9 protein-coding genes are annotated in these 19,740 nt (G+C 51.8%); all 9 read right to left on the bottom strand.

Annotation, left to right across the window (positions count from 1 at the left end):
- Positions 1–58: 58 nt before the first annotated feature.
- Positions 59–3,787, bottom strand: coding sequence for a non-ribosomal peptide synthetase (locus FB479_RS30180; protein ID WP_185746451.1), 3,729 nt, complete (start codon positions 3,785–3,787; stop codon positions 59–61).
- 16 nt (positions 3,788–3,803) lie between these two features.
- Entirely contained in the window at positions 3,804–4,739 is a 936-nt protein-coding gene (locus FB479_RS30175; protein WP_142067642.1) for a GNAT family N-acetyltransferase, read from the bottom strand.
- A gap of 17 nt (positions 4,740–4,756) precedes the next feature.
- On the bottom strand, positions 4,757–6,430 hold the full coding sequence (locus FB479_RS30170) for a carbamoyltransferase family protein (protein WP_142067641.1): 1,674 nt from the start codon (positions 6,428–6,430) through the stop codon (positions 4,757–4,759).
- 21 nt (positions 6,431–6,451) lie between these two features.
- Positions 6,452–6,721 carry a hypothetical protein gene (locus FB479_RS30165; protein ID WP_106657689.1) on the bottom strand — a complete coding sequence of 90 codons (270 nt, stop codon included), beginning with the start codon at positions 6,719–6,721 and terminating at the stop codon, positions 6,452–6,454.
- Positions 6,722–6,723: 2 nt separating this feature from the next.
- Positions 6,724–7,467: a hypothetical protein gene (locus tag FB479_RS30160; protein WP_142067640.1), complete on the bottom strand. Its 744-nt coding sequence runs from the start codon at positions 7,465–7,467 to the stop codon at positions 6,724–6,726.
- Positions 7,468–8,072: 605 nt separating this feature from the next.
- A complete protein-coding gene (locus tag FB479_RS30155; protein ID WP_106657687.1) occupies positions 8,073–8,333 on the bottom strand; it encodes an acyl carrier protein in 261 nt (86 codons plus the stop codon).
- A gap of 29 nt (positions 8,334–8,362) precedes the next feature.
- The gene (locus FB479_RS30150; RefSeq protein ID WP_142067639.1) at positions 8,363–9,355 is read right to left on the bottom strand and encodes an LLM class flavin-dependent oxidoreductase; all 993 of its coding nucleotides are present in this window, start codon (positions 9,353–9,355) and stop codon (positions 8,363–8,365) included.
- Positions 9,355–15,024, bottom strand: coding sequence for an SDR family NAD(P)-dependent oxidoreductase (locus FB479_RS30145; RefSeq protein WP_142067638.1), 5,670 nt, complete (start codon positions 15,022–15,024; stop codon positions 9,355–9,357). Before FB479_RS30145 ends, FB479_RS30150 begins: the two co-directional genes overlap by 1 nt.
- The gene (locus FB479_RS30140; RefSeq protein WP_142067637.1) at positions 15,015–19,736 is read right to left on the bottom strand and encodes a type I polyketide synthase; all 4,722 of its coding nucleotides are present in this window, start codon (positions 19,734–19,736) and stop codon (positions 15,015–15,017) included. Before FB479_RS30140 ends, FB479_RS30145 begins: the two co-directional genes overlap by 10 nt.
- Positions 19,737–19,740 lie beyond the last annotated feature (4 nt).

Raw genomic sequence — 19,740 nt, 5'->3', positions numbered from 1 at the left:
CGATAAGGCTTGACTCTTTTGCTGCAATAATTTTTTTAGCACGTGACGCGTTCTCCTTTTACCCGATTCGCGCGGCGTAGTGGGAGACGACAAGGCGAAGAACTTCCAGATACCCCTGCACCCACGCCTCTAGGATCTCCTCCCGCACCAGATCTGTCTTGCTTTCCAACGACATATGATCGCCTGACAGCTCAATCACCAGATCGTAGTTGTCAAAAAGATCAATCGTCAGCGTGAGACATTCCTTCTTGTAAATGAGTGGTAGGAGTCCAGCTCGCGCCCTTTTCAGTTGCCCCATCGAGTAACTTGTAGATGCATCGCTTCGTGCCCCGGACTCGGCAGCGCGAAACAGTTCCCCAAACTCTGTATACTGATTGACTGGCAAGAACAGCGGACGAACTTCATTGAACGGAACAAGCAGCGTGTCTACTTTCAATTCCTGCTGCCCAGTCCGATCACCCAGATGATAGAGCCATAGCCCCACTAGAACTGCCTCGATCGTTACACCTTCGTGAACGGCGATCTCTTGCAGCGACTGATAGAGTTCCTCCTCAAATTTCCATTCGTACCCGGCTGCCAACACTCTGTCCGCTTGCAATCCATGTGGCAACGCGATTTCCAGTACAGTCCGCTCCTCTTGACAAGTGAGTTTACGTTCTAAAAAAGCCGCCTGTTGCTGAACAGTTGGATTACTGAATAGGTCTGGAATTTCAAATAAATTTGGAAATCGTTTCTCGAATTTACCGTGCAGATGCATGATCATAATGGAGTTTCCGCCTAGATCAAAGAAGCTGTCTTGCACACTGACGGACTCCAACCTTAACACTTCCCGCCAACACGCAGCGATGATTTCTTCCCACTCGTTTTTCGGCAGCACACGCTCCCCATGACTTTCTAGGAGCGTACGCGGGTCGGGAAGTTGTTTCATGTCGATCTTCCGGCTGGGCGTCAAAGGGAGTTCCTGCAATTCCACCCAGTAAGCAGGGATCATATAAGCGGGCATGCGGGAAATAAGGAATTCTTTCAGTTCTGCAATCCCCTTTTCCTCGCTTTCGCCCCAGACCACATAAGCACAGAGCGCTCTATCTCCACGGCCATCTTCGACCGGCGCAACCACCGTTTGCGCAATGTTTGGATGTTGCCGGATAGTCGCCTCCACCTCTCCGATCTCGATACGGAAGCCCCGCACCTTGACTTGGCGGTCCAATCGCCCGATAAACTCAACCGTCCCATCCTCCCGCCATCTTCCGATATCTCCTGTGCGATACAACCGTTCCCCTGGCACATACGGGTTGGGAACAAATCTTTCGGCTGTCAGTTCCGGTTTGTTCACATAGCCCCGCGCCGTACCCGCCCCGCCGACGCAGATCTCTCCGACAGCCCCGATCGGTTGCAACCGCAGATAGTTGTCGAGGAGATAGACACGTTTGTTCGGAAAGGGCTTGCCAATCGGCACTGGCTCGGGAATAGGTTCACCCGGTATGTAATGCCAGACAAGCGCCGAGTTAGTGGTCTCCGTCGAACCGTACGCATTCAGGTAGAAAATTCGGTCTCCCCACGACCGTACCAGTTTAGGACTGCTCTCTGAGCCAGCCGTGATAAGGCGCTTGAGCTTTGGAAAACGGAGGGGGTCCAGTTGGCTTAGATAAGTCGGAGCCATTGTGACCGTCGTAATCCCTTGCGTTTCAAAGTAATTTGTCAACTCTGCAGGGTCTTGGATCAGATTGGGCCCAAGCAGATGCAGTTGCGCACCGTTTAACAAGGCCATGAATACTTCCCAGATCGTCGCGTTAAACGCAAAGCTGGCGAATTGCCCTATTCTGTCTTCAGTTCCGATTCCTAGGACATGTTCCACATACGCTTTCTGGTTGACGATCCCATGATGCTCGATCTCCACGCCTTTGGGGAGACCGGTTGAGCCGGACGTATAATAGATTACCGCCACATCTTTCGGTTCTGTTACCACGGGAAGGTCGCAGCTGTCCTCAGCAAACACTGTCGGGTCTTTCAAATCCAGTATGGGAAGTCTTATTGGAGCTCGCTCCTTGTGCTGTGAGACGGTCAGCACCATAACGGCGGCGCTGTCATCGGACATATATTGAATTCGCTCATCAGGCAGGGCAGGATCGATTGGCAGGTATGCGCCGCCAGCTTTGAGGATTGCGAGCAACCCCACGATCAACTCCACGCTCTTCTCCATCAGAAGTACGACCGTAGCACCTCTTTGAATGCCGTGCTGATGCAGTGTCCTGGCAAGCCTGTTAGACTTTTCATGCAATTCTTGGTAAGTAAGCTGCACATCTCCCATCACGACCGCCAGATGGTTCGGCGTGCGTTCTACCTGTGCCGCAAACAACTGATCGACCGTCACGTTCTGCTGATAAGGAAGTTCGGTGCCGCTCCACGGACCCAGCAACGCCGCCCTCTCCTTGGGGAGCAGGGGGTCCAATTGCGCGACTAATCGATCTCCCGCCTCCGTAAGCGCCAACAGCATCTGAACAAATTGATCGGCAAAACGAGTAATTACCTCCGGCGCAAACAGAGCTGTTTGATAGTTGATCTCCAGTTTCAAACCCTGAAACGGATACACCCCCAATGTAAGAGGATAGTTCATCTTCTTACTCAAGGAGGTGAGTTCGAGTTTCTTTCCATCACCAGACCGGTTCAACCGTTCGTCCAACGGATAATTTTCCATGACAACTAAAGAATCGAACAAGGTCTCGCGTTTGTCGATCTCGCTAAGTCCACTAATCTCATACAGGGGAGCGGACTCAAAATCTTCTCTTTCATTCAAGGAGTAGTCCATACGACGCAACAACTCGCTCACTCGTTCCTGGCCATTCGTAGAGACCCGAAGCGGCAATGTATTGATAAACAGGCCAATCATTTGGTCGATGCCTTTGATGTTGGCTTTTCGGCCGGAAACTGTCGTGCCGAACACTACGTCATCAGCGTTGTTCCAGCGACCAAGGATTAAACCCCAGGCAGTATAGACCAACGTCGCCAGTGTCACTTGATGATCGTTTGCACAGAATTGTAGCTTGGCGGATTGTTCCTCGGTCAATTGATAGGTAATGGCCCCAATCTCGTCATGATCTGCATTCATCTCACGATTGCGCACATCAGTCGCCTTGATTCCCGGCAGGCGCGTACGGTTGTCAAATCCGGCCAGTACTTGTTTCCAATACTCATGTTGCGCCTTACGATCCTGTTTCTGATGCCAGCGAATGAACTCTTTATAGGACGGTTGGTGGATCAGTTCGCGTGGCTTCCCTTCTTCTATCGTCCGGTACACATCTATGAATTTTTGCAGCAAAAGCCCTGTGCTCCACCCATCAAACAGGATGTGGTGATAGGTCAGTACCATCTCCAACTCCGTTTGCGACAGTTTGCAGATAGTCAGGCGGAAGGGATCAGATTCAAGTGCAATGCCTCGATCGCGCTCAGCCTCGCGGATCTCTTTCAGGCGTACGTCTTGTTCTACTTGGTGCAAAGAAACCAAGTCATGTTCCGTCATAGGAATCACTTTGCGACGCAGGAAGATCTGCACAGGTTTGTCTACCTTTTCCCAACGAAAAACTGTACGTAAAGACTGGATTTCCTCTCCGAGCACATCCCACGCCTGACGAACAGCTTCACTAGATGTGAAACCAGTCAGGCGGAAGGAAAGTTGCTCCACATATGTTCCAGGTTCGCTGACGTGGTGAAAGAGGATTCCCTCTTGCAAAGGGCTTAAACCGATGATGTCTTCTACGTTTTGCTTGTCAAGCTTACGAGTATTCTCCAATATGTCCCCCTCCTTTTTACTGAGCATTCCAGTCACACCGAATCTCGATCTGCTCTTTCACAATCTCGAAACCAGCCTTTTGGTACAAGTTGCAAGCGGGAACGTTTGAGGCCGCCACATGCAACAATACCGACTGAAAGCCCTGTTTAAGCAAGTGGAACAACCCGTGTGCAACCAGCGCTTCGGCCAGTCCATGTCCACGGAATTCAGGCAGCACGAACACATTTTCTATAAAACCCGCGGTCGCATCTTCTGCCCGCACCATGATCACACCTACCACCTCGTCAGCCGGCGTAAAGGCGGCGAAAGTCGTAAAATGCGGAATGCTTATGATTCCTTCCAACTGCTCCAGCGTTGCGGATTCCTCTGGAAAAGCCAATTTGTTAACCGCGAGAAACTTTTCCTTATCAGCCAAAGTCTCTAGCTCCCACTCGCGGATCTTCAAGTTGCCACGTACCAAACGATCGGGGATTTCCATATTCAGGTCACGTTGAAGCAATCGGTAGCTCTCTACCCTCTCAAATCCTTGGCCTGCCGCATAATCGAGAATCGGATGAACGGTCGCATAGTGTTGGATGCACAATTCAGTCTTGCGCGGCAACGCTTCTACCAGCATCTCTCCAACGCGCGCTCTCAAAGCCTCATACAGGGCATCGAGCACTCTCTCAGGCTGTTCTGCCTCCAGCGAGGCATTCATGTCCAGATAGATTGTGTTCGGCACATGTGATGGATCATTTGCATGAGCGAAACGGGGAATCAAGTGACCGTACCCAATCGCCTGCCTACCTTCGTAGGCTACGTACATGTTGTCCGGTTTTATCTCCGGTTTGTGGAGGTAGACCCAGTTTGCCCACGCAGGAAAATCCGGGAAGCGCTTTCTCATTTTCTTTTCAATCTCTTGCAGTTCGTCCAGCACTGCAGGGGTGTATGGGCGTACAATGATGTCTTGCATTTCACTTCCTCCGTTCTTTACATGAACACTTGCGGTTTCTTCAGGACGATATCCTCCATGATCAGCACATCCAGTGCACCTGTCATAAACGTTCGTACAGCATCGTACGGGGTACAGACCATCGGTTCGCCGCGCAGGTTGAACGACGTGTTCAACACCATCGGCAACCCCGTTTTCGCTTTGAATTTTTGGAGTAGATCATAATAACGCCAGTTTGTCTCTGCGGTCACCGTTTGTGGGCGTGAAGATCCGTCGACGTGTACAACACCCGGTATCTTGTCACGTTTGTCCACTTTGACGTTCACCGACTTCAACATGTAGCGTGAAGGGCTCATATGCTCAAACCAATCTCCAGCTTCCTCTTCGATTACTGATGGACCAAAGGGGCGAAACGACTCACGGAATTTGACGTTGTGATTCATATGATTTTGAATCCCAGGCACTGACGGGTTGGCCAGCATACTACGGTTTCCTAGTGCGCGAGGCCCGTATTCGGCACGGCCTTGAAACCAGCCAACAGAATACCCTTGTGCCAACGACTCCGCCGCTAGTTCAGCGACATCGTCTGCCCATTTATAAGACAGTCCCAGGTGCTCAACTGAACGAATGATCTCATCGTTGGTAAAAGACGGACCTGCGTACGGGCCGACAAGCTTTTCGATCTGATATCCGTACTGCACCGCTATTTCCGCAGCTGCCCCGATCGCCGCGCCTGCATCATTGGCAGCTGGCTGGATAAAAAGATCATCGACAATCCCGCTCCTCGCTAGTTTTCCGTTCGCCACACAGTTCAGAGCCACGCCGCCCGCTAAGCAGAGGTTACGTGAGCCTGTGCGCTCCACCAACACACGGGCAAGCGAGAAATAAGCCTGCTCCAGTGCCCTCTGGGCGGAAGCGGCCAAATTTTTGTGCTCCTCAGCAAACTCCAAGTGATCCGAGTGGCGGAATGTGACCGGGTTGTAAAGGCGCATGCTCGCATTTGGCTTGATTTTCAATCGTAAAAACTCGCGCTTCCAGATATTTTCGACCTGAGTCATGTGAAGACTGTGTTCGATGTTGATGTGATACCCGCGCTTTGCATCGATCATCAAGCGAGGAAATTCGTACACCGCTTCTCCGTAGGAAGCCAGTCCCATCGTCTTACCGGGATCATTCCAATCAAAACCTACAAATTCGGTAACAGTGGCATAGAACTCACCAAGCGACTCGTTGTGATGGATCGAATCCAGCTTCTTCAGTCGCCCGTTCTGGCCTTGATACAGGGTGGTGCAAGTGTCCTCACCCGCCCCATCCACGACAAGCACTCCAGCTGTTTCAAATGGCGAGAAGTAAAAGGTACTAGCAGCATGAGCAAGATGATGGTCGACAACTTCGACCCTCGGCAGCTTACGATAGTGGATCTTCTGTTTAGGAAACAAATTGTTCACGTCGTTGAAATAGTCTGGAAGTTTGATCTTTGTGTCAGGAATTAAGGATTGATCCCAGCTCAACGCAATGACATCCACTTCATCTAAAGTGATGCCAGCATGGCTTAGACAATATTCCATGGCAAGGTACGGCATCTGTCCACCTGGGGAGTGCGGCTTTCGGGTCAGCCGCTCCTCCTCCACCATTGCGACAATCCGGCCTTCATGCATCAAACAAGCGGCTGCATCGTGTCCCAACGGACCTGTGATTCCCAATATGTACATGTGAGTTCCTCCACGATAAGATTAGTCTACCCGTTGCACGAGTGCGTGCTTTTCAAGAAGCGTTGAGACCGTCTTGACCATCTCGGCCAGCTCTGCATTACTTACCTCGGGGTTTTGTTCCGCGATAAAACACATTAACTCTTCTTCTGTCCGTACTTCCGTCAGGAAACTGAGCAATTCGATCATCTCCGGTGAGATCTCCAAAATCTTGCCCGTTCCGCTGTGTAAAAAGTAGACGATTCCCTCTTCCTCCAGACGCTGAAGGTAATCAGATACCTTATATTGCAACACGGTCATCCCACCTTAACTTGTTTTCGCATCATGTCAAACACCTCTTGCTCCAACGCCGCGATGGTGCGAACGCGCTCAATCAACCTTTCGACCATTTGTTTGGGAGCAGCCCCTGCCTTGGCGAACATCATTTTGAGGATGTCCCACTGCTGGCAGAGTACCTCATACCGGACGACAGTCTCCTCAGAGACAGTTCCACCTTTCTGCAACTCGTGCATTACCGACAACATCTCACGACGAACGCTGGCCGGTCCCTTAGGATGAAACATGTGCTTGCCGAAGCAAGCTATGTATAGCTTGGCCAAGAGCGGGTTCAACCCCTCGACCAGCAATAGATCGGCGATCATCTTCTCAAAGTTTGCCGCACTATACCCTTTGGCCAGATCCGCTTGCAGTTGTGCTAGAAAGATCCGTTCCAGATATGAATGATCTAGCACTGGCATCTCCATCATGCTCAGCTCCAACCACTGACATTCCGGCAAGGAAAAAGAAACGATTTCACGACGGGCTAAATCCAACTTCTCCAAACTTAGCCGTCCGCTATAAAACGTGCTGAAGACATCTACTGCCGATTCTTCCGGTAAATACTGGTTGATGGACATGAATGTCACAGTCTGACTCGCTTCCAGATCAGGCAGCATATGGACAGCCACCCTCACAATCGGGTTCTGTCCCTTCATCAAGAGGGGCTCTAATCGGTTCCATCCTCTTTCAGACGTTACTGGGTCGTGCCAGATGGTTTTCAAACCCAGCCACTTCTCTAAATTCGTCTCGTCCGTGGGTTGAATCAGATCGACTTTCGGAAAAATATGTGAGGGATCCTCAAGGCGAGAAGAATAATGAAAATTCAGACTCCCGAAGATTATGTACAAAAAAACATCTGGAACTTCAACACCTAGTTGTCGATAGAACCAATGTTTTAATACTTCGATAAAACAATTTTTATCGTGCCTCTCTTCCACTGAAAATTTCACCTCCGTTAGGATATGTCCTAAACACACACATCTTTAATTGATCGTAAAATAGGAAATTTATAAAATTATCGTCTTCGTTACGACGTTGAAAATTAATCAGAGAAAAAGGCGAATCAGTTGATTTGCCGATTCGCCCATTTCCAACTGTGTGGCATTAGATTAGAAAGGTGTGCAAGCGTCTGCAGAAACATCTGCTACTTCTTTCACTTCGTAATTAGCCATTCTCACTGCACCTCCCCGCTATGTAACTATCCGAGATATCGTCATAAAATGACAAAATATCATCAGACTCTCTATTTATACCAATTTTAGATTTACTTGTAAATGAATTCTTTTAATTTTTTTAAAAGTTTCATTTTATCGAACAAATCGACTATTTACTCTCCTATCTTAGAAGCGATGAGATCAGCGATTTTTTTCACACTCGTAAAGTTTTCAATCAACAATTCGTCGTCTTCTACCACTACGCCTAAAGTGTTCTCGATTTCCACTAACAATTCCATCGCCTTTATAGAGTTAATGCCCAGCCGAATAAGCGGATCTTCTGGATTGATCTTCACTTCTTCTCCCAGTTCGGCCAGTTCCTTGATCTTGGTGATAATCGTTTCAATTATATGTTCCATATTTGTAGAGTTCATAGGAAACAACCTCTCTTGCGTTGGATGGATTAGCGGATCAGCGGTAGTACCCGTTCGCCAAGTCTTTGTAATTCCTCTTTCCCAGTCGATCCTGAGAATAGAAAACAATCTGCGCCTACCGACTGATAGAGACGGATGGTATCAGCAACTTCCACATACGATCCCACAATCGAAAGACTCTGAGCGGTACTTACCTGCGCTAGTCCAGCCCACAGGTTTGCCTGTAAGCGCAGGTTCTCCTTCTTGTTTAAAACACGGTTGCGGGAAATCCCCACCGAGTCACTGCTGTTCTGGTAAAGGCGAGCCATTCGCTTGTCAATCAGCCCGAAAGACGACTCCAACGCCTCGGCTGCCGCCCACGCTTCCGCAGAGGTTTCACGGGAAATCACATCAATCACCAATCCGCAGCGCGGCTGCCGTCCATAGACTTTCGCCCGTTCTCGAAAACGCGCAAACTGTTCGGCCACCTCACCAGGTTCCTGGGCATATATCAAGTAGCAGTCTGCATAGGCTGCTGCCGAATCCATCGCCTCCTCTGAACTGCCTGCGAGAAAGAGAGACCCTGGGCTCTGAGGGTCCGGCTGCGGATAGACTTCCGCCCCACTCGCTTCGAAAAATTCACCTAGAAACGTAACAGGTCCTTGTTGAATTTTGTTCAGAAGTTCTACAAATTCCCTCGTCCTCCGATATCGAGTGGCGTGGTCCGCCACATGGGTAATCTGCCCCAGCTCGATTTGGGAGCTTCCGGTCACCACGTTAATGTCTATACGGCCCTCCGCGATCAGGTTCAGTGTGTTCCATGCTTTCGCGGTTATCATCGGCAACTGATAGTTGGTATTTTGGGCCACAAGTAGGCGGATTCGATCTGTCTTAGATGCTACATGGGTGGCAGTGATCCACGGATCCATATACCCGTTGACACTAATCGTCAGCAATGAGTCAAATGCGTAGCGTTCCGCCAGACGGGCTTGGTGGATAATGTTGTCAATATCGCCTTGTGGCAGTATCCAGCTGAATTCCATCAGTTATCCTTCCCTTCTTTCGTTGACGACGAGTGATCTGCCGCCTCGATAGCTTGGATGGCTTTCGTCAACATCTCTTGCAGCAAAAAGGAGACAGCCGCCTGAGAACTCTCAACATCTTCGGCACGTAACGGTCTCTTACGGTAAATTCCCGTAGTATATTTGTTGACCAATTTGTTTGAGTGGAGCACCAGTTCATCGGCTAGCGGTCGTAATACAGTACTCATCTCCGGACAAAAACGGCGGAGCAAGGTGTCTGCAAACAATTCCTTGGCACCGAGCACGATATATAGTTCGTTTAGCGCGTCTCCGTCCATTCTCCCCTCTCGGACCAATTCGGCCGCCAGATCAAAATCCCGCCCAGACTGTCCTGTCGCTAGCAACAGACGTAAGATCTCCAATGTTTCGGTCCGCAGAGAAGCTTCCTCCACAATAACGCCGGGAATTGGTTCAAGAGAAACCAGAACACGCGCTCCCAGCGGAAGATCGGCATAGATTTCCTCGAGTGATCCAAACTGTGCGTGGAAAGGCCCATAGGATACTTTTTGCGGACTCTCCAAATGCAGGTGGCTGTGGTTTACAATCTGATAGATGCCATTTTGCCGATTATAGCCATTGATGACCGTCAGATGATCGTTGTGTTCCTTGCGATAGTACGGCGAATAGAACATGTAAAACTCATCAAAACAAACGAGCACCAGTCTGCCACCCTCTACCAGACTACAGACTGCATCGTGCAGGCCGGAGAGTTCAGGAACAGTGGTAAGTTGAACACGCATGCCGAACTTGGCCAATAGCTGATGATCAGTTGCGTAGCCAAAAACTTTTTCTTCCGTCGAGAAAGAATACGGATAACCTTGATCTGTCAAGTTAAACCCACGTTTCAAGCCCAGCCACAGAAAAAAGTACGGGATCAAGCGTGCATTCGGTAGACCGAACTGTAATGCCAAGCCTCGGTCGTAACAGTTCAGTTGCCGCCATGACAGATCGGAAATAAGCTCGACCCCCGGAGAATCGACATAAGCCTGATCGGTGAGGTTTTTATGTGGAACCGAATCTGAGTTTTCTTCGTCATTCGCAGCCGTCTCCAAGCGTTGTGCTTGCTCAGATGATGGCTGAAATAGCTCGGCAGGTTCCGACATCATCACAACACCAAGCGATTCAAGATGCTGTGCCAGTTCATTGAGTGTTGGATGGTCAAATAGATCGGACACCTCAAGGTCCATGTGCAGGTGATCACTAATCGCGCTTACCAATTTGACGGCGAGAATCGAGTCGCCACCAAGGGTGTAAAAATTGTCATAGACGCTGATCTCGGCAAACCCCAATGCTCCCCCCCACAACCTCCCAAGCTCTTGCTCAAACAAGGTATACTCCCCATCATGCCGCCCAGTGAGAACAACTTCCCGATATGCTTTGGTATCTTGGCGTGCTGCATTGGCGCTTAGGCGCCTTCGTTGGACCTGCAATAGAATATCCGGGCTCAGCAGGAAGGGCAAGTCGCCCTCAAATCGTGCCCATTGCAGCAAAGACATTTCCCCCGCCAGTAGATGAGCTTTCTCCTGCGCCATGGCCAAATCCAACAGGTGTAGAGCTTTTGCCGTCAAGAGAGGCTTGAACAGACGCTCTTCCTGCGCCACGTGGTACTCGACTGCCATGCCGGTCTCGCTCCAGCTCGACCATCCGATTGAGAGTGTGCTCTTGCCGCCGTGTTGGCGTGCCGCGGCAAATGCGTCGAGAAACGAGTTAGCTGCCGTGTAATCGGTTTGTCCGATTCCCCCGGTCAAAGCGGTCACCGAGGAGAAGAGCACGAAGAAATCTAGATCATCCTGTTGGGTCAATCGATCCAAATTCACGGTCCCATCCACCTTGGGAGAGACCACCTGTCGGAAGTCCCCTTCCTGCTTGCGCACCAGCAAACCTTCACCCGCAACACCCGCCGCATGTACGATTCCTTTAATCGGGCCTAGGTCTGTCCGGATCTGTTGCAACACCTCGCGCAAAGCATGTTCATCTGCTACATCGCAGGCATAGGGAACCACCTCGATGCCATGCTCCCTCATCTCGTGGATGGCTTGCAACGAGCGACGTGCTTTCACTGAGATGTCAAACTGATCTGATTCGGGCAATGGAGTACGGCTCAACAGGGCGAGCTTAATTTTTTTCATGGAACTGAAATGTTCCGCTACTTCCAAGCCGAGACCGCCCAACCCACCGGTAATGACATAGACGGCTCCCTCGTGCAGCGTGATCGACGACTCCCCTTTAGGCGAGACGCGCTGCAATTGTTGTACATAGCGTCGGCCATTACGGTACGCCGTCAAGCGATATGCGGATTGCTCTGGTCGTCCGAGCTCTGCCAGCAAGTTCGCGACCGGGGTCCGCTCGTCAACATCGAGGCAAGTCACGCGAAAATTCGCTTGCTCCTGCGCAATGCCTTTTGCCAGCCCGAACGCGCCTGCAGCATACGGATGCAGACTCCGCTCCTCGCCGGTTACCGGCGAGACGTTGCGAGCAGGCACGATCAAGTGAATTCTCGTACGTTCAGAGCGGGCGAGCCATGAATTGTACCACGTATAGAGGCTCTCGATCCCATCTTCCTCAGTGTCGAGCAACACGATTTCCACGACGGGTTCTCCGTCCGCGATAGCTAGCGTCCGTCCTTCCAAGACACGGCGGCCAGATTCGCGCAAAGCATCTGTCCACTGAGCGGCCCACGCTGATCCGCTGTGCAACACCATGGTCACTCCCAGCGGAAGATCGTACACCGCGTTGTCCAGGTCTTGGGGGATCCAAGTCAGTTCGTGTAACGCTGTACCGGCGTCGACCAGCGACAAGAACCGGTGTTCGTCAACTTCCTTGAGCAGTTTGATCGTGTACTGGGTTGCTGTCGCCAACACCTGCCCTGATTCATCAAACAGCGTGATATCGAACGATTTTGTTTCTTGCGCCCGCCCCTCCTTCATGTGTTTTACGATATGACTGTAAAAGCGATGGGGCAATGGACGATAGAACACGAACGATTTGAAGGCAAATGGGATGTAATGTCCTTCCCGGTCGAGATGGATCGGTACGTTCAGAGCATTATCGAGCAAGGCCGGATACAACGTATATCCGTCCAGGTCTTCTAGAAACTGTTCCGGCAGTTTGAGGTGAACGAGGTATTCCCCTTCACCGACTTTGATATCTGCCATGTTCGACCAGCGCGGGCCGAAATGAAAGTGGCGCATAGCGTCGGCCGGTCGCACTTCGTTTGCCTCTTGTGAGCAACGTCGACGGATCGCCACCGTGTCAGGAACGGCTGGAGCCGTTTGGTTAAGGATAGTAACTTGCCCTTCAGCGTGCAGCAACCAGTTCGTGTCTTGCTTACTGACCAGCCGGAAGTGCAGGCCGCCCATTTCTTTAGTCAGCACCGTCTGCAGTTCCAGTGATTCTCCTTCTGGCACGACCAGAGGAGCGAGGAACAGTACATCTCGAAACTCATAGGAGTGCTCTCCATACTGTTCACGACATGCCCCCAGCACCACTTCCAAAAACGCCACCCCCGGCATAACCGGATGCGTCTGCAAGCGATGCTCGTTCAAGACCCACAAGCGGTCGGCGTGCAGGGTCGTAGTGTAGATAGTCTGATCGATCGAATCAGCCATACAACGGTCTAGGAGCGGATGTTCCGCCGCCTTCGCCTGTGCCAGATCAGGCATGTGCACCTGGTTGACGCTCGCCCAGTAACGAGTCCGAGCCAATGGATAGGTCGGCAGAGACAACCGACGGTGCTGACCTTCCGGATACAGCATCTCCCACTCGATGTCCGCTCCGGCTGCATAGCACCGTGCAACCCCCTTGAGATTGCTTTGGATCGCCTCTTCCCTCGCACTGTGGTTCAGTTGACGCTTGTCCTGCTGTGAAAGATCGCCCTCCGCTCGAACTTTCTGGTCATGGACGATCTGATGGACCCCGTACCAACTCCGCTCTCCGTTCCATTCTGTCGGTGCCATCTGCAAGAACTGCGTCAATTGCGTATACAGGTCTTGGGTGCTCTCTACGAGGAGAGCCAGTCGATGACTGTAGTGACCACGGCCGGTCGCCACTGTGAAACAAATGTCGGCTAACGGAGCATTTGGCTCCCTTTCCAGATAGCGCTTGTATTGTTCCACCTGCCGAACCAGTAGTTCCTTCTGCCGCGCTGAGAGCACAAACAATCGCAGAGCTCCGCTCTCCTCCTCCAGACAACCTTTCCGAGCAGGTGCTTCTTCCAACACGATGTGACAGTTGGTGCCACTGAATCCAAACGAACTGACCCCTGCCCGCAACGGCTTATCACTATCAGGGACAAGCGGCTGAATTGTGTCGTTTACATAGAGTGGTGTCTGCGTAAACGAGATGTACGGATTGGGAGTTTGAAAATGCAAGCTCGGCGGCAATTCACGATGGCGCAGGGCGAGGATGACCTTGGTGATCGAAGCCAGACCGGAAGCACCAACCGCATGCCCGATATTGGTCTTGACCGAGCCGATGCCGCAAAATTGTTGCCTGTCAGTAAAACGGCGGAATGCTTCGGTCAACGCTTTGACTTCAATAGGGTCCCCGATCACAGTGCCTGTGCCATGTGCTTCCACATAGCGGATCGTCTCCGCATTGACCTTAGCGTTTTTCCACGCTTGCACGATCAAGTCTTCCTGAGCCGAAGCGTTCGGGGCAGTGATACCGTTGGAGGCACCATCGTTGTTCGTTGCGCTTCCTTTGATCACAGCATGAATCGGATCTCCATCCGCTATCGCTTTAGAGAGCGGCTTGAGCAACAGTGCACCGACCCCTTCGCTCCACAGCGTTCCCTTGGCTTCTTTGTCAAACGTTCGCACGATGGTCTCAGAGGTCTCTACCATTTTCATGTCACCATCCGGATTGATCAGCGGCAGGAACGACAGGTTGATTCCCCCTGCTACCGCCATCTCACACTCTTTGTTTCGAAGCGCCTGACACGCCTCATGAATGGCAACCAGTCCAGACGAACAAGCCGTGTCAATTACTTGGCTAGGCCCTTGTAAATTGAAGATGTAAGATAAACGGCTGGCGAGAATTCCCGCCCACGAACCGGTAAGGTGCATCGCATCCGGCTCCGTCACCATCTTGTATAGTTGCATATTGGTATGATCCTTGCCGACGAAAACACCCGTCCGGGTGCCGACGATCTTGTCGCCGCCATACCCCGCATCTTCGATCGCCTGATAAGCTGTCTCCAAAAAGACACGCTGCCACGGATCCATATAGGTGGCCTCTCGCGGGGAGATGCGAAAAAAGGCTGCATCGAATGTGTCAATTGCATCAAGGTATCCGCCTGCCCCAAGTAGAACGGACAGCTCCTCTTCGGAGGGCGGCTGCCTGCCAAGCAGTAGTTGAGCGAAATACGGAACAGCAAGAATCTCAGCTACATCCCGACTCCTCTGTTCAGGAAACGAGGTTATCCCGTTGACACCGTTTCTGAGCAAACTCCAATACTCATCGATGCTGTTTGCAGAAGGATATCGTCCGGCCATGCCGATGATCGCGATCTCTTCGTCCTTAACGTTCTTGTTCAGTGACTGAAGTTCTTTCAACAGGCTCTTGGCATCCTGAGGATCGAGCTTTTTCTGAGCTACCTGATTAAATATGTAGTCCTTGATCAATCCCATTCGTCTTCCTCATCCTCCCATCGGAGCAGCTTATCCGCTTCCTTCGAGTCAAGCTCTCCACTGGCCAATTTACGTAGGACGCGCTCGATCTCATCGTCGTCCTCCGCCTCTTCCACCGCCTCGGGGTGCTCTGAAGCAGGTGCAGACACTTTTCCTTGCTTCTTCTCCAAATACGCAGCCATTTCGTACACGGACGAATACGTAAATATATCAGAAATGTCGATCAGGGAACCAAATTCGGCCTCCAAAGCTCTCAACATGCTAGCTGCCAATATCGAATCACCGCCCATGTCATGGAAACTGTCATAGACGTCAATCTCATCGAGTTCGAGTACTCCGGCCCAGATTTTCGCCAAGCGGATTTCGGTCTCGCTCAACCCCTGATCACCGTACCCGCGTATAGCGACCGCTTCCGATGGACGCACAACCTTATCAGCCGAGATAGAGCGCCCAACCATTTGAGCAACTCGACGGGAGATGAGACGGCGCAAGTCCGGAGAGAGCGGCAACAAATAGTCGTTGTCCTGCACGCTGCCGAGCACCGCATCGTTTAGCTTTCCAACCAGCACTTGCACGACATTTTTGCTCAGCAATTGATCCAGCACCTGTAACGCAGTTGCCGTGCGTATGCTCTGCAGGAATCCGCGATCTTCTACTCCGTAGTCAACCGCCATCCCCGTCTCCTTCCACGCTGGCCAGTTGATCGCCAACGTGCGTTTGCCTTGTGAATTGCGGAAAGCTGCATACGCATCGAGAAAAGCGTTTGCGGCAGCATAATCCCCTTGACCGACACCTCCCGTGAGTGCAGAGATCGACGAGAAGAATACGAAGAAATCGAGTTCGTCCTCTGCCGTCAGCCTGTCGAGCAGTATTGTTCCGCTGACTTTCGGCGTAAGTACGTGGCAGAACGTCTCGCGTTTTTTGTGGAACAAGAAACCATCCCCAGCCACACCTGCTGCATGAACGATCCCCCTTATTCGACCGTATCGCTCCCGCAGACCTCGCAATACAGGGCCAATCTCCGCTTCCACAGAGATGTCCGCTTTACAGACACACACCTCAGCACCCATCTGCTCCATCTCGATCAAGGCGCGGATCGCGCGCGTGATTTTGGACGGTGTATCCCCACGATCCATCCAGGACGTCCATTCCTCGCGTGGAGGAAATGTTGAACGGCTAAGAAACGCTAGCTTAACATTCGGGACATTCGCCCAATGCCTGCCCACTTCAAGACCCAGACCGCCGATTCCGCCGGTGATTAAATAAACACCGTCGGTTTTCAAAGCAAAAGGCACATCGGGTTGTGCTTGCAAATCAAACATGCTAAGTTGTGGGGTCCATCGAGTCCCAGCACGATAGCCGACTATGTAAGACGATGGTTCGTTGACGAGTTCCTTCCATAGAATAACGTCATCGGTGGACCGATCCCGATCGATACATCGAACGCGTAGATGCTCGAACTCCTCATGTATCACTTTTCCGAGTGCAAACGCTGCGGCTGTCAGCGGTTGCAATTCCCCTTCCTCACCGGTAATTCGATTCGCGTTCGTACCGAGCAGTGTCAGTTCAAGAGGATGATTCCAACGATTGGCGGATAAGGCCTTAGCCAATCCAAACAGATCTTCCGGCGTTTCCCCGTCAAGAAAATAAACGATTTGGCTGATGGAAGCCTCTCTCAATGAGCCGAGCAGTTCCGTCAGCTCCGTTTCCCTGTCTGTACCTTTCAGGTTCACCCTGACAACGGCGCGCTCTTCCTGCTTAGCCATCCGCAGAAATGGTTCCGCCGCATGTGCATCGCGCAACAAGAGCAGCAGGCCGCCTGTGTAGGTAACTTTTTGCTCGTTTCGGAACTCTTGTTTCCACTCCATTCGAAACATCTCGTTCACTTGCAAGCCCTGGTAGGTGACACCTTCTGGACGTACCTTCTTGACCACGTAGTCCTCCGCTTCCGCCACGACCTGACCTTCTGAGTCAAACAAAACCGCGTCAAAAGTCGCAGTCTCAGCATGAACCTGCAAGGGGGATTTCAAGACCACCCAACTGGTGAACGCTTGCGGTATAGGTGCATACACGCGAAGCTTCTTGTATGTCCAAGGCAGATACATCCCGTCACCCACATGGTTGATCGCGATGTTCATTGCGTTATCGAACAGCGCCGGGTGAAGTACAAATTCGGTAAGATCAGACGCATAGTCGTCATGCAATCGCAAGTCAACCAGCACTTCCCCTTCCATCGCGCGGATCAAATCGATGTTATGCCAACGAGGACCAAACTCGATAGCGCCTTGATGCTGTTCCTCCTGATGAATCTGCATCTTGCCTGTGAATCGGGCCGCTAGTTCCCCAACATCCAGAGGCGGAGCTTTTCGTTCTGAAAAGGATAATCTCCCCTCGCAGTGCTTGATCCACTGTTCGGCCGTGTCCCCGCGACTGACGATGGTAAAGGAGATCGGTTCGATTTCTTCTTTCAACATAACGTGAACTTCACGACTTTCCCCTGCTCCGACGATGAGTGGCGCCAGGAAGATTACCCCTTCCAGTTCCGAACTCTGGCCCGGTGCCAGCAACAAAGACAATTGTCGGATCATCTCCAGATACGTTGTCCCTGGCACCACCCCTTGCCCGTTGATCAGGTGCTCAGACAGCATCCAATGCGTATCGAACCCGAACTGACTCCCATAAACGCGCAGATGCATCGTATCGGCCAAGATTCGATCGATCAGGAACGAGATACGCGGTCCGGCGGGTTGTGAAAGCGTCACCCGATTAGCGTTCTCCACCCAGTATCGCTTCTTAGCAAAAGGGTACAGCGGAAGAGCCACTTTGCGGTATGGCTGCCCCCCATACCATGCAGTCCAATCTACATCTGCACCACTTACATACAAGTGGATCCAGCCCTCCAGACAGTCAGCTTTTCCCAGCAGCGTCCGCGCCTCTACTGACAACTGTCTCTTGCGCTCTTCCGTCAGCTCTCCCTGAGCAAGAACGCCTTTTTGCTCGGGAATGATGCGGTGTTCTCCCCAGTAGATCCCACGTTGGGGGTCGGAGATCAATTGCTGACTGTAGACGAGTGTAGCCAATTGATTTCGGAGTTCCACATGGTTGTTGAATAGCAATGCCAGCCTTGTAGTGTAATGACCTCGCCCAACACTCGCTGTCGCGCAAAGGTCGAAAAGGTTAAGATTCGTTTCGCAGACGAGCAGACGATGGTATCGTTGGGTCAGTTCGCGAAGTGCCTCTTGAGATTTGGCAGAGATCGGAAGCACATACGGCCCGCTCCGATCGGCAGACTGGCCGTCCATTTCAATAGGTGGCGCTTCTTCTAATACCACATGGCAGTTGGTCCCGCTAAGCCCAAAGGAAGATACCCCACAGCGCCGCGGCATGCCATGACGCTCCCACGGCGTGCACCGGTCATTGACGTACAGCGCTGTTGAAGGGAACGAGATGTTTCGATTTGGCTTTTGAAAATGCAACGTTGGAGGCAATTGCCCGTACTGCATCGCTGCAATCGCTTTGACCACGCCGGCCAATCCGGCAAGATGGTCGAGGTGCCCGACGTTTGACTTGACGGATCCTATTGCACAAAACTGTTTTCGTTGTGTAAAGCGGTTGAACGCACGAGTTAGCCCCTCCATTTCGATTGGATCGCCAAGCTTCGTTCCCGTCCCATGCGCTTCAATTAAGCCAATTGTTTCGGGGTTCACTTGGGCATCTTGCCAGGCCCGAATGATTACATCCTCCTGTGCAGCAGCACTTGGAGCGGTGATACCGATGGAACTGCCGTCTTGGTTGATCGCGCTCCCCTTGATCACCGCGTAGATGCGGTCCCCGTCTCGTAGAGCACTCGGCAATGGTTTCAACAACATCGCGATGACGCCCTCACCAAATCCCGTTCCGTCAGCATCATCGTCAAACGTCCTTGCCTTTGCCGAGGTCGAGACAATATCTAGGCCTTCTTGACGGACTCGAAGCGGCAACAAGTTGAGCTTGACCCCGCCCACTAACGCATTATCACAGTCGCCATTTCGCAACCCCTGTACAGCAAGATGCAACGCTACCAGCGACGAGGAGCAGGCTGTGTCGACCAAAAGTGCCGGGCCATGCAAGTCCAGCAAGTACGCGATGCGGCTGGCGATGATGGACGAGATATTGCCTGGTACTGAGAGGGGCAGTTGTTCCGGGCTCTGATTCGCGATCATATCTTTGTATGCCTCGCTAAAATCACCTGTGTACCCGACATAGACCCCGGTACGGGTGGAGGATAACCTCCGCCCACCGTACCCAGCATCCTCCAACACTTTCCATGCAGTCTGCAAAAACAACCGCTGCTGTGGGTCCATCAATCTTGCTTCAACAGGCGAGATCTGAAAAAAGGCGGCGTCAAACTTATCCACTTCGCTCAAATACGAGCCTCGCGCATAGTCAGGCTCCTCCTGCCCGGCCTGGATGTGCGTGAGCAGTGGGTCTGTATCTTTCCTCCGTACGGCTGGAAAAGGAGCGACGCAATCGATTCCCTGTTGCAGATGGCTCCAGAACTGGGCTAAGTCATCGGCATGCGGAAGTTGGATTGACAAGCCGACAACGGCAACCTCGTCCCGCTCCCCTGCTTTTTCTTCCAGTTTTAAACGCTTGAGAATCTCAACCCCAATCGTTTTATCAATGTTGCCGGACGCAGTCTTTTCGATGACATATTGAGTGACGTTGCTCACTTTT

It is taken from the genome of Brevibacillus sp. AG162, from assembly GCF_006715575.1.
GTDB lineage: Bacteria > Bacillota > Bacilli > Brevibacillales > Brevibacillaceae > Brevibacillus > Brevibacillus brevis.
Note: the sequence above shows the minus strand (reverse complement) of the source record. Positions and strands in the feature narration are given on the sequence as shown.

Excerpts from the sequence above, each read along its gene's own strand:
- FB479_RS30150 (WP_142067639.1), bottom strand. The coding sequence starts at position 9,355 with ATGGAATTCAGCTGGATACTGCCACAAGGCGATATTGACAACATTATC.
- FB479_RS30145 (WP_142067638.1), bottom strand. The coding sequence starts at position 15,024 with ATGGGATTGATCAAGGACTACATATTTAATCAGGTAGCTCAGAAAAAG.
- FB479_RS30155 (WP_106657687.1), bottom strand. The coding sequence starts at position 8,333 with ATGAACTCTACAAATATGGAACATATAATTGAAACGATTATCACCAAG.
- FB479_RS30175 (WP_142067642.1), bottom strand. The coding sequence starts at position 4,739 with ATGCAAGACATCATTGTACGCCCATACACCCCTGCAGTGCTGGACGAA.
- FB479_RS30170 (WP_142067641.1), bottom strand. The coding sequence starts at position 6,430 with ATGTACATATTGGGAATCACAGGTCCGTTGGGACACGATGCAGCCGCT.